The sequence below is a fragment of the Kutzneria buriramensis genome (assembly GCF_003387475.1).
GTDB classification, from domain to species: domain Bacteria; phylum Actinomycetota; class Actinomycetes; order Mycobacteriales; family Pseudonocardiaceae; genus Kutzneria; species Kutzneria buriramensis.
In genome coordinates this window covers 40112-51273 of sequence record NZ_QUNO01000038.1, presented here as the reverse complement: position 1 = coordinate 51273, position 11162 = coordinate 40112, and the positions used below count along the sequence as shown (strand labels likewise).

The window sequence follows — 11162 nt, the reverse complement described above, 5'->3', positions numbered from 1 at the left end:
GGACGGCGTGATCCCGGGCCAGGGCGAGCCAGCTGGCGCGGTCGAGGATCGCCGCGCCGGTGGCGTCCACGGTGATCGTGTCGCCGGCGGCGAGCGCGTCGGCGGCCTGCCGGCGGACGAGGTCGACGGCGGCCGGGGTCGCGGCCTGGTCGTGTTCGCCGCGGCCGACGATCGCGCGAGCGCGGTCGAGGCTGAGCAGGACGCCCAGGCGGCCGGCGTGCTGCGTGCAGAAGTGCGTCTTGCCGGCTCCGGGGGCGCCGATCAGGACACGGACGTGGTTCACGAGCCCTCCTGTACTTCCTGTACGTACTGGACCTAAGAGCGTCGTTTTCCCTGTTTGCAGCCCTGCGTGCGTGGACACGCAGGGCTTGCCTCCGATCCCCTGCACGGGCAGGGCTCGCTGCTCTACTTCTTGGGCGCCGCCTGCGTGATCAGGACCCGCAGCTCCTCGACGGTGCCGGCGCGGGCCGTGGCTTCGGCCAGCAGCCGGCGCGCCTCGTCGAGGGCCGTCTGCTGCTCGGCCAGCTGCTGGCGCAGCTCGGCGGTCGCGCCCTTCTCCGTGGTCAGCTCGTCACGCAGCTCGGTCACGGCGGTCTGGGCGGCGTCGCGTTCGCCGATCAGGCCCTGCTCGCGGCCTTCGGCGGCGGCCAGCTGCTGGCGCAGCTCGCTGACCGTGCCTTTCTCGGTGTCCAGGGCCGTGCGCAGGGTGCCCACCTCGGCGACCAGGCGCTCGTTCTCGGCCTGGATCCGGCCGCGCTCGCCCTCCGCGGCGGCCTGGGCCTCGCGGGCCGCCGCCACCTCGCCAGCACGCTGCTCGGCCAGCTGCGTGGCTTCGGCGGCCTTCGTGTCCGCCTCGGTGGCGCGCTGCTCGGCGGCCTTGATGTTCGCCTTGAGTGTGGTGTTCTCGCTGGTCAGCTCCTTGTTGGCGTTCTGCACCGTGTCGAACCGCTCGGAGAGGTGGTCGTAGCGGCCCACCTGCGCCTCCAGGTTGGCCCGGACCTCGGTCAGTGCGGCCTCCGCGGCGGTCTTGGCGCCCTCGTACTCCAGGGCCCGCTGCCAGGCCCGGTCGGCCTTCTGCTCGGCGTCGGCGATGCCCTCGCGCTGGAGCCGCTCGGCCACGATCTTCGCCTCACGGGCGGCCTTGGCCTCGGCCAGCGCGTTGTCCCGGGCCGTGAAGGCCTTGTCCCGCTCGGCGACGGCGGCGTCGGCGCGCTCGGTGGCGATCCGGGCGGTGTTCTCCTCGTCCTGGACGCGGGCGAGGGCGCCGTCCTCGACCTGGCGCAGGGCCTCACGGAGCTCGCCGAGCGGGCCGGTGATCTGGGCTTGCACGGACTCCAGCACGGGCACCACGCGGTCGGCGACCTCGCGGTAGGCGGTCAGCGGCACCTCCAGGCCGGCGACCTTCAGCGCGTTGCGCTCCTGCTGGGCCATCTGCTTGCAGGTCTTGTTGCCCTCCCACCGGCGGTCCTCGCAGTAGGCGCTCTTGCGCCCGGGGCGGTCCTGGGCGGGCAGGACCCGGCCGCACTGGCTGTATCCGCAGGTGCGAACCTCGGTGCTCCCGCCGGGTGGGGCGGACTCGGTCGTCTCGGTCATAGCTCGATCGTAGCGGACGTTTCGTTTCGACGTAACGCAAAACGATTCGTCATTTCGTGTAATCAGTTCTAGTTGATCTTGTCTGCCGCTGGCGGACGGTTTTCCTCTTGAGCCGCCCTGCGTCGCCCTGTTCGACCTCGCGTCACCCACTCCCACGACGCTGAAGCCTGTTGGTGGCCTGCCGGCAGGTGACGGGCCGGTGGGGCCAGACACGCGGGTGGGCCCCGGCGCGAAGTTCGCACCGGGGCCCACTGGAGGGGGAGGAGGGGGTCACATGTGGTCAAGGAGGCTGGCCAGGAACGCGCACGGCGCGACGAAGTAGCTGCCGTCGGCGATCTTGTCCTTGGTGCGGTCGTCGACCTGCTGGGCCAGGAGCTGGAACTTCTCGGCGATGGCCTCGGCCGTGCCGTCGGTGGTGTCGTCGAGCTTGAACGCGAGCGTGCCGAAGCCGCTGGTGGGCTCGTCGGCCTCGGCGAGCAGCGCCTTGGCGACGTCGGCGTCGTCGTCGACGAAGGTGTTCTCGATCAGGGTGCGGACGTGGGCGTGGAGCGCGGCGCGACGCATGGTGTCCTTCCTGTAGATACGGTGGTTACTGGACTTCAGTAGAGGCGTTTTCGCTGTTTGGAGGGTGTGTCAGCCGGCGAGGGCGAACAGGATGCCGAAGGCGGCCGCGCCGGCGAACAGGGCGACGAAGCCGAGCACGATCAGGTCGACCGACCGGGCGAGGGCGCGGAAGCGGGCGACCACCAGCGGGCGCAGGCGGACGACCTGGTCGAGGTGGAACCGGGTGAGGTCGACGCTGTCCAGCCGGTCCAGGTGGTCGTCGTGCACGAAGGAGGTGTTCGAGCCGGCGGCCGGCGTGATGTCGGGACGGATCACCTTGTAGATCAGGACCAGCAGCGCCGAGCCCCACAGGCCGGCCGCGCCGGCGAGCAGCAGGATCGGCAGCAGTGCCCAGGGGCCGAGGTGGGTGAACAGCACGGCGATCGCGCCGGCGCCGGCGGCGACGATGGCCATGATGCTGGCCAGCGCGCCGCTGAACTGGGCCAGCGAGTCCGCCTTGTCGTCGCAGCGGCTTTCCTGGCGGCTGATCTCGCCGGCGGCCGCGGCGACGACGGCGGGGTCCAGGTTGAGGTCGTCGGGCGCGGTCGGGGCCGGGTCGGTCGTGTGGAGCGGGGTGCCGGTGTTCACGGTCGCGTGTTCCTTCCTGTTTCTACTGGAGTTACTGGAGTAGATCGCACGGCGTTTGCCCTGTTTGGAGCGTTGCGGGCGGGCGCGCGGAGGTGCCGTGGTTGGTTGGCTAGCTGAGGGCGTCGTCGAGCTGGTCCCAGTCGGCGCTGAGGACGAAGTGGCACGCCTCAGCGGTCTCGTCGTCGATCTCGCCGCGCTCGAACCGCTGCTCGACGGCGTCGTCGGTGACGTGGTCCCGGAACGCCTGGATGGCCTCGAAGTCGGTCAGGTCCAGCGCGCCCCGGTCGATTCTGGTGCGCACGGCCACGATGGCGATGGCCTGGTAGATGTCCACGGCGGTCGGTGTCCTTCCTGGTCAGGGGCGGTGATGGCTACAGCGCGGCGAGGGCCTGGCCGAGCTCGTCGACGCTGGCGGCCAGCACGGTGCGGTAGGCCTCGGCGGTCTCGTCGCCCATGTAGCCACAGCCCCACAGGTCGTCGACGTCGCCGCGGCCGGGGTCGGCGCGGACCAGCTCGACGGCCTCGGCGTCGGTCAGGCACGCGGCGTCCCGCGCGTTGCGGGCGTCGTAGCCGACCAGCCGGATGGCGAAGCCGAGGTCCATGACGGAGTGTCCTTCCTGGTCCGGGCAGGTGGTCAGCGGCGGGTTTTGCGGCGCCACAGGAACACGGCCAGGGCCGCCAGCGCCAGCACGATCAGCGCCGTCGGGCCCAGCGCCTGCGCAATGGCCGAGCCGGCCCGCCAGCCCAGGGCGTGCGCCACGCCCTGGGCGAAGCTGTCGATCAGGCCGCCGAACCCGCCGCCGTGCGGCAGGCTGGGGCCACGGTCGTGGAACGGGTTGGCACGCACGTCGATCCCTCTCCTCAGCACTGGACCTACTGGAGTCTGGTGGAGTGTTTCCCCTGTTTGGAGCGGTGGACGGGGGCTAGTTGGGGGTGCTGATGTTCCGTGCGGGCACGTAGCCCACCAGGCCGAGGGTGGCGCCGCCGATCTGCAGCACGCCCTGCTGGTTTTCGGGGATGGGGACGTCCGCGCCGACTGTGCTGGCGAGCTTGAACAGGAAGTTGGCGCGCTGGGTGAAGAAGTTGGTCAGGGCCACGTCGAGCTCGGCGGCGAACGCGGCGGAGGGCGTCGGGCCGCCGGCGGCCTGGAGCATTTCGGTCTGGGCCCACCAGCGGTGCAGGCGCGCGGCCTGCATGGAGGCGCTGGGGATGCGCTGCTGCCGTTGCTGCTGGGCCATCTCCTCGAGGAACGTGTCCAGCCAGTTGCTGTAGCGGGCGAGCGCGGCCTGCTCCGCGGTGGTCATGGTGTCGGGCATGAAGCTGGTCCCTTCGGGCGGGTTGTCCACTGTGGTCACTGGGGCTCGGCGCAGCGCTGTGCCGGCCGGAGGGCCGCGCGGGCGGCGGTGATGGCGGCGTTGAGCTGGAGCGCCGCGGTGATCTCCTCGTCGCCGGCGGCGAGCACGTGCTGGTAGGCGGCGGCACGCTCGCCGGCGATCTCGCCCTCGGCCAGCTCGGCGGCCAGGCCGTCGGGGTCGGTGTCGCAGCGGGCGAGATGGACGGCGAGTTCGTCGGTGGCGGTCGGGTCGTTCTCGCCGGCGCGCAGGTCGTCGCCGACCAGCCGGACGGCGTCGACGAGCTCCAGGCGTTCCATGGCCTCGGCGAGTTCCTCCTCGTCGGCGGCGATCACCTGGTGGTGGGCGTCGGCCAGGGCGGGGCTGAAGATGCCAGCGGCTCGCGCCTGGTCGACGTCGCGGTGGTCGTTGCCCTCGCGCAGCATCTCCAGCGCGAGCGAGTTGGGCACGTCGTCGCCGAAGTACCGGCTGCGCACCTCGTCGCCGACGAGCTCGATGGCGACAGCGAGGTCCATTGTGGTCACCGTCCTTCCTCATTGTTCCTGTACTTACTGGAGTTCAGTGCAGTGTTTTCCCTGTTTGGAGCACTGCCGAGGTGCTTCAGGCGTGGTGATCCGCGTCGTCCGCGAGCGGCTCCGGGCGGGTGTCCCAGACCTCGATCTGCTGGTAGTCCGGGTGCTTGAGCATGGGCCAGGGGACGGTCATCACGGCGTGGTCGGTGACCACGGTGAACACGTCGATGTCGGTGAGGTCGACGGAGCTGACCTGCTCCACGCAGCCGTAGTACTGGATGTAGTCGCCGGTCGTGAGGTTCACGAAGTCCACCAGCCGGTCGCACTCGCGGAACGTCCAGTCGCCGAAGGTGCAGGCGGCGGTGGCCTTGCGGCGGGGGAGGCCGCGGCCGCGGCGGCAGCAGCTGTCGCGGCATCCCGCCATCGGCGAGGTGGTGGCCGCCGGGGCCGGCGTGGCGCGGCGCAGGCGGGCGAGCAGCCGGCCGACGATCGTGTTGAGCACCTGGTCCTCCTGTCGGTTTGTTCCTGTAGTTACTGGAGTTCAGTAGGCTGTTTTCCCTGTTTGGGAGCCTGCGCGAGGCTCAGGCTTGTCTCGCGCAGGCCCCCTGGCTTCGGGTCAGGCGGTCTCGGCGGCGAGGTCGCCGATCGGGCGAGGCTCGGCGCCGTAGACGCCGGTGGCGTCGTCGATCAGGGTGAACGGGACGAGGGCCGGCGGGCCGTACAGGTCGCAGGGGGCGCAGTAGGCGGCGCCGGCGGCCTTGCGTCGTTGGCCGATCTCGCCCATGACGAGGTCAGTGGACAGGGCGCTGGCCTCGGCGCCGCAGCTGGTGCAGGTCGCCGTGACGCGGAACTGGACCCGGTTGCGGACGGCCCTGCAGCCGGCCAGCGCGCGGATGTCGGGATGCTGCACCCAGTCGCAGGCGTCCATCTGCTCGCCGCCGGGCAGCATGACCGTGTGGGTGAAGGTGTCCACTGTGTACCGCTCGAACACCTCACGGCAGACGTGGGCAGCCAGCTCGGCGACGTCGTCGAAGGACTCGGCGAGCGGGAGCATCAGCCCGTCGCCCGGCAGTGTCGGCCCGATCCAGCAGCGGTCCGGCGTGCTGGAGTCGTACTCGACCGGCGTGTAGCCGGCCAGCCGGCGGGTCTCCGGCCGCTGCGCCCACTCGACCGCGTCCACCAGCTCGCCGCCCGGCAACATCACGGCGTTTCCGTTGCTGTCCTTGGGGATGCGGCCGTGTCCGTAGACCTGCTGGCAGACGTGGGCGGCCAGCTCGGCCTCGTCGTCGTAGGACCGGGCGACGGCACTGACCAGGCCGATCTCCGGCAGCGTCGGCCCGATCCAGCACCGGTCCGGGACGGCCGGGTCGAACTCGACCGGCGTGTAGCCGGCCAGCCGGCGGGTCTCCGGCCGCTGCGCCCACTCCTCCGCGTCCACCAGCTCGCCGCCCGGCAACATCACGGTGTATCGGTTGTCCTCGCTGGTCATGCGGCCGCGCTCGAACACCTCGCGGCAGACGTGGACGGCCAGCTCGGCGACGTCGTCGAAGGACCGGGCGAGAGGTCGGGCGAGGCGGCCCGAGGGCAGCGTTTGGCCGATCCAGCAGCGGTCCGGCGCGGCCGGATCGAACTCGCCGCGGCCGGCGTAGGCCTCGCGGCCGCCGCCCAGCGCGATGTTCTCGGGGCGCTCGATCCACTCGCGGGCGTCGACGATGGTGCCGTCCAGGGAGACGTAGGTGTCGCCGTACGGGATCTCCCACTCCAGGACCATGTCGACGGCGTCGGCGGCCAGGTCCTTGAGCTTGCGGTAAGACTCGCCCTGGTCGGGGTCGATTTTCTTGCCGTTGGCCGTGAGCGGGCCCATCCAGTACTTGGGGGGCTTGTCCGGGTCGCAGTCGTCGTGGACCGCGGCGTCCTCGTTGGTGGTGGGCTTGTCCAGCGGCTCCTCGCACACCCAGCAGGTGTCGAAGGCCTCCGGCTCGACGTCGACGACCTCGCCGTCCTCGTCCTCGTCGTCGGGCAGCGGCACGTCCACGACGACCGGGCTCTCGGATCGGCTGGTGGGCTGGCTGTCCGTGGTGATCGCCTCCTGACCGGTCGTCGTGGTCGCGCCGTCGGCATCCGGCTGCCCGCTCAGGGCGCGCAGCGCGGCGTAGCCGCGGGCCAGACCGCGCCGGGTCTGGGCGGTTGACTCGGCGGCGGTGGCCTCCTCGTTGAGCCGCAGCGCGGTCTGCTGCATGTCCGGGCGGCCTTCGAGCTCGCCGGCCTGCTCGCGGGCACGTCGCGCGGCGTTGTCGAACTGCTCCGCCGAGGACAGCGCGTTGCCCTCGGCCTGGGTCCAGGCGTCCCCCTGCGTGCCCGGGGTGGACGCGTCGGGCGGAACCGTCACTGCCCTCATCCTCCTGTGGTTCCTGGGGTTCAGTACTGCGTTTTCCCTGTTTGGAGCCCTGTTCGCGGTCAGTTGGTGGTGGGATCGGGATCCGGCTGCGTCGCGGCCTGGTCGTGCTCGACGCTGGTGTCGAGAGCGCGTAGCAGGGCGGCCAGGCGGCCGTCGGCGGAGTCGAAGTCGCGCAGCAGGCGCTCCACGCGGTCGCGGGGGCCGGTGACGTAGCGCCGGCGCTGCTCGGTCGAGGGGTGCCGGGCGATGCGCTCGGCGAGGTCGGGAAGGCTGATGCCGGCTTCGCGGCAGGCCAGCAGGAGCCATTCCTCGATGCCGGCCGTGGCGCGGGCGATGGCCCGGGCGTGGGCGAACTGCTCCAGCAGAGCGCCGGGGTCGACGTCGCCGGCGGCCAGGGCCTGCGCGTAGTCGTTGATCCAGGCGACCAACTGGTCGGTGGTGACCGGCCACGCCGGCGGCCAGGCCGGCTCGGGCTCGATCGTGTTCGTCATGCTCCCGGACCTCCTCATTTACAGCGTGCTGTAAGGACTTTACAGCGCACTGTAAGGCGCGTCGACCGGCCGTTCGGGCGACGCTGTGGGGTGCTGGCCATCCGGTCCAGCGGCCGGTCAGCGGGCGAATCGAACTGCGCCATGACCGCATTCGCGCTGGTGAGGCGGTCCGCGAGCTGATCGAACGTCAGTCACCACTGAAGTGACCGTGCCAATCGTGCCAACGTTTCGTTTCGATGAAACTCGAAACGTTTTAGAGTTACGCATAACTGAAACTAGCTGATCTTGATGGTGATCATTACAAATTTTGCCGCCTGAAGCCTCCTGTGAGTGGACAGATTTGGCCTGGCTTTGCCTACGTACGCGCAACTCTCGTTCGAGGCTCACCGGCGGCCTCCACGGCGGCGGGTGCGCCGGCCCTCCGCAGCTGCCATCGCCCGGGCGCGCTCCCAGCGCTGTTCGGGCGTGAGGTCGGCGGCGTCGGGCGCGAGCGGGGCGGCCCGGCCGGCCAGGTCCGCGCCGGTGCGCTCGGCCAGCGTGGCCCGGGCGGCGGCCAACTGGTCGCGGTAGCGGTCGCGAACCTGCTGGTGGACGTCCTGGTCGGCGGCGCGGCGGGCCCGGTTGACCGCGATCGTGGTGTCGAGCTCGTCGACGGCGGCGGCCCGGGTGGCCTGGCTGGACCGGGGCACGGCCGGCCGACCGGGCCGGGCTGGTTCGGTGCGGCGCAGCTGCTCGGCGATGCGCCGGCCGAACGCGGCGATGTGCTCCGGCGTGAGGGTGACGTCGGCGGCCAGGTCCTCGTCGCGCAGCACTTGCGCGGCCGCGCGGCCATGCTGGCTGACCAGGGCTTTTCGGATGGCCAGGCGGCGGCCGCGGGTCTGGTAATAGCCGGTGCGGATGCCACCGTCGGGGGTGCGCCAGGCGTCGAGCCGGCTGCGTAGGTGGGCCCAGATCCGCTTGCGCAGCCGCAGCTGCTGCTCGCGCAGCCAGGACCGTTGCCGGGCCGGCGACAGGTGCGCCGGCGGCCGACCCAGCTGCAGGTCGACCGGCCGGTTGATCGGCACGCCGGCGCGGGCGCCGAACGCGCTGGGCAGGTGGTCGACGGCGTGCACCAGGTCGACGCCTGCCCAGCCAGCGCGCCAGAACGGCCGGCACAGCTGCCGGACGGCGAATCTGGTCAGGTGGCCGGCGATCTCCAGCCTGCGCTGCACCCAGGCGGCCGCAATCAGCTCCTCAAACGGGCTGGTCGGGACCCGGGAAGCCCAGCCTTGCTCTTCCTCGAAGCGCGCCCGAAGGGCGTCATTCTGGTCCTGTCCGCCCCACGGATCCGCCAGCGGCTGGCCGCAGTCATCCACAACGCGAGCCCTCGCGCGCGCGTAACCCACGCTGGTACTTCCCTGATCTTGATCAGGGAAGTACGTAGGCCACCCCTTTTCTTCCCCAAGTGAAGCGGATTCGGCCTGGTCAGCGCCGTTCTCCAGGTCGTTCAGGATGCGGGTGAACGCCGCGGCGGTCGCGGGGTCGGCCATGGCCTCGGAGAACTCGACGGCCTCCTGGCGGCGGGCCTGGGCGGTGGCCAGCTCGGGGTCGGTCAGCTCGGCCGGGCCGATGCCGTGCTCGGCGCGCAGCGCGGCGGCCTTGGCCAGCAGCGAGCGCCGCTCGGGGTCGTAGTCGGTGCAGGCGGCCTTGGCCAGCAGCCCGCGCACGCGGGTGACCATCTTGGCGCGAGCCTCGGCGGCGGCCCGCTCAGCGGCGTCCTGGGCGACCTGGGCGGCCTGCTGGGCGATCTGCTCGGCGGCCCACGCCACGGCCTCGGTGGGGGACAGCGGGACGCGCAGGGCGTAGACGGCGCGGCGGTTGCCCTCGACCTCGCCGCGCAGCTTGCGGACCACGCCGGCGGCCGCGTCGGCGAACTCGGCCAGGCCCTGCTCGCCGGCGGCGGCCGGGGTGCCGCACAGCGCCATCGGCCTGGTCAGCGGGGTGGAGCCGGTCTCGATCACGATGATCCAGCCGCGCAGCTTCAGCTCCTGCAGCCAGCGCTGGATGGTGGTCTCGCTCAGACCGGTGCGGGCCATGAGGGTGTCCCAGCCCGGCCAGGTCTCCAGGGTGTCCCAGGAGGCGTGCCGGGCCAGCACTTTGGCGATGTCCAGGACGTTGTCCCGGCCGTCCCGGCGGATGCCTTCGACCCACTCGGCGCGGCGCAGCGAGGCCAGCCAGTGCCGTTGGCCGGACGGCATCCGCAGCGGCGCGGTGTGTGTCGGCTCGGGGCCGATCTCGTCCGCGGCTGGCTTGCCGCCGAACGCAGCCCAGCACGGGCCACAGACCACAGTGGACAGGCGCGTGCCGCGCTGGCGGCCGGCGGAGACATGGCAGGTCACGCACGGGCCGTCGAGCAGGGCCGTGCGAGACGCCGAGGAGGTGGTGCGGGTGCGCTGTGCGGTGGTCACGCAGACACCGCCGGCGACAGTCGCTCAGCCTGTTTTCCCTGTTTGGAGCCTTGCAGGCTGTCCGGACGGCAGCACCCGCGTTCGGCAGCCGCCGAGCGCGGGTCGGCTTTTGTGCTGTGCCAGGAGGTTCGCCGAGCGCGTACAGGGCGGCCTGAGACACAGATCATCTGCCAGAGGTGGTCATACCGCCTCTGACCTGCGAAAACGATTTTGACAGCAGAAGAGCCCGCAGACACGCCACTGATCGGTGCTTTGTGTGTCTCGCGGGCCTGAGCTAGCCTGTCTCCAGGCATAACAAAGGCCCTTCTGGAGCGAGGGGTTGAAACACCGGCTGACAACCGGGTGAAGGTGGAGAGACGCCGGGTGGGGATCCGGTTCCTCTCCTCACCGCCGAGTTGGATGGGGAAGTCCAACTAGCGGTGCGACTTTGAGGCGACTCCGTTGGGACGACGGGGTCGCCTTTTCTTTTGCTAGGTCATCAGGGCCTCCTGCTGCGCTCCATGCGCAGACGTGTTCCGGTGGCGCAAACCGACCGTCACCAGGGCGGCGATCACGTCGCCGATGTTGCGCGAGGTGGCCTTCACCAGGTCGTCGATCTTGATCCGGACCGACCGGGGAAGTCGAGTCCAGGTAGGCACCGCGTCCGCGGGGGAAGGCGCGAAAACGGCTTCTTCGACGTACTGGAGACCCACCTCGGCCAACGTCGCGACGATCTCGCCGAGCAGACCGGGGCCGTCCACGAGCAGGTCAACGTTGGCCCGCACCTCTTGGGGGAGAAGGGTGCGAGCCGCGACGCGGTCGCCCTTGCTTGGGCGTCCCGCCTTCCGCAGACCACTCATGACGTCCATCCCAGCGCATCTGTTTGCAGAAATCCCGCCGCCACGCCGTGCAGCCCTCGGGTTTTTGATCACCGGCGTGTGGGGTATCAGCTGTCAGTCGCCGTGGATCCGGCGGTTGTATCCGAGCTGGCCGTTGTAGTCGAGCCGCCTGTAGCCGGCGACCTGGGCCGGGATCTCGGGCTCGAGCCCCAACCAGCGAAGGATGGCGCTGGCGCCGTCGACGGCGGCGTCGAAGTCCCCGTCCCGCGTCACGGGGAGGCCCTTGTCGAGCAGGAGCCGGAACACCTCGTGCGTGAGATGGACGGGGTCATACGTGTTGTCGTCGCTGTTGCTCACCGC

General features: G+C 71.0%; 15 protein-coding genes. All 15 read right to left on the bottom strand.

Features of this window, described 5'->3' with window-relative positions; all coding sequences use genetic code 11:
* On the bottom strand, positions 1-283 hold a 283-nt coding region (locus BCF44_RS53390; protein WP_147329070.1), incomplete at its 3' end, for an AAA family ATPase.
* Positions 284-405: 122 nt separating this feature from the next.
* Entirely contained in the window at positions 406-1593 is a 1188-nt protein-coding gene (locus BCF44_RS53385) for a coiled-coil domain-containing protein (protein ID WP_116182289.1), read from the bottom strand.
* 270 nt (positions 1594-1863) lie between these two features.
* Positions 1864-2157 carry a hypothetical protein gene (locus BCF44_RS53380; RefSeq protein WP_116182288.1) on the bottom strand — a complete coding sequence of 98 codons (294 nt, stop codon included), beginning with the start codon at positions 2155-2157 and terminating at the stop codon, positions 1864-1866.
* Between the two features lie 69 nt (positions 2158-2226).
* Entirely contained in the window at positions 2227-2784 is a 558-nt protein-coding gene (locus BCF44_RS53375) for a Pycsar system effector family protein (protein WP_116182287.1), read from the bottom strand.
* 109 nt (positions 2785-2893) lie between these two features.
* Positions 2894-3118, bottom strand: coding sequence for a hypothetical protein (locus BCF44_RS53370; RefSeq protein WP_116182286.1), 225 nt, complete (start codon positions 3116-3118; stop codon positions 2894-2896).
* Between the two features lie 37 nt (positions 3119-3155).
* Positions 3156-3386, bottom strand: coding sequence for a hypothetical protein (locus tag BCF44_RS53365; RefSeq protein ID WP_116182285.1), 231 nt, complete (start codon positions 3384-3386; stop codon positions 3156-3158).
* Between the two features lie 32 nt (positions 3387-3418).
* Entirely contained in the window at positions 3419-3631 is a 213-nt protein-coding gene (locus BCF44_RS53360; RefSeq protein ID WP_116182284.1) for a hypothetical protein, read from the bottom strand.
* A gap of 76 nt (positions 3632-3707) precedes the next feature.
* Positions 3708-4100, bottom strand: a complete 393-nt coding sequence (locus BCF44_RS53355; RefSeq protein ID WP_147329069.1) for a hypothetical protein — start codon at positions 4098-4100, stop codon at positions 3708-3710.
* Between the two features lie 35 nt (positions 4101-4135).
* Entirely contained in the window at positions 4136-4660 is a 525-nt protein-coding gene (locus BCF44_RS53350) for a hypothetical protein (protein ID WP_147329068.1), read from the bottom strand.
* Between the two features lie 76 nt (positions 4661-4736).
* The gene (locus BCF44_RS53345) at positions 4737-5150 is read right to left on the bottom strand and encodes a hypothetical protein (RefSeq protein ID WP_116182281.1); all 414 of its coding nucleotides are present in this window, start codon (positions 5148-5150) and stop codon (positions 4737-4739) included.
* Positions 5151-5264: 114 nt separating this feature from the next.
* Positions 5265-7037: a hypothetical protein gene (locus BCF44_RS53340; RefSeq protein WP_116182280.1), complete on the bottom strand. Its 1773-nt coding sequence runs from the start codon at positions 7035-7037 to the stop codon at positions 5265-5267.
* 68 nt (positions 7038-7105) lie between these two features.
* Positions 7106-7537 (bottom strand): hypothetical protein, encoded by a 432-nt coding sequence (locus BCF44_RS53335; protein WP_116182279.1) that lies wholly within the window; start codon positions 7535-7537, stop codon positions 7106-7108.
* Between the two features lie 383 nt (positions 7538-7920).
* A complete protein-coding gene (locus BCF44_RS53330; RefSeq protein WP_116182278.1) occupies positions 7921-9984 on the bottom strand; it encodes a helix-turn-helix domain-containing protein in 2064 nt (687 codons plus the stop codon).
* Positions 9985-10454: 470 nt separating this feature from the next.
* Positions 10455-10823: a hypothetical protein gene (locus BCF44_RS53325; protein ID WP_170218261.1), complete on the bottom strand. Its 369-nt coding sequence runs from the start codon at positions 10821-10823 to the stop codon at positions 10455-10457.
* A gap of 93 nt (positions 10824-10916) precedes the next feature.
* On the bottom strand, positions 10917-11159 hold the full coding sequence (locus BCF44_RS53320) for a hypothetical protein (RefSeq protein WP_116182276.1): 243 nt from the start codon (positions 11157-11159) through the stop codon (positions 10917-10919).
* Positions 11160-11162: the final 3 nt, after the last annotated feature.

Bases quoted from the DNA above. Each gene is read 5' to 3' on its own strand.
- BCF44_RS53335 (WP_116182279.1), bottom strand. From the start codon at position 7,537: ATGACGAACACGATCGAGCCCGAGCCGGCCTGGCCGCCGGCGTGGCCG.
- BCF44_RS53365 (WP_116182285.1), bottom strand. From the start codon at position 3,386: ATGGACCTCGGCTTCGCCATCCGGCTGGTCGGCTACGACGCCCGCAAC.
- BCF44_RS53355 (WP_147329069.1), bottom strand. From the start codon at position 4,100: ATGCCCGACACCATGACCACCGCGGAGCAGGCCGCGCTCGCCCGCTAC.
- BCF44_RS53325 (WP_170218261.1), bottom strand. From the start codon at position 10,823: ATGAGTGGTCTGCGGAAGGCGGGACGCCCAAGCAAGGGCGACCGCGTC.
- BCF44_RS53385 (WP_116182289.1), bottom strand. From the start codon at position 1,593: ATGACCGAGACGACCGAGTCCGCCCCACCCGGCGGGAGCACCGAGGTT.
- BCF44_RS53380 (WP_116182288.1), bottom strand. From the start codon at position 2,157: ATGCGTCGCGCCGCGCTCCACGCCCACGTCCGCACCCTGATCGAGAAC.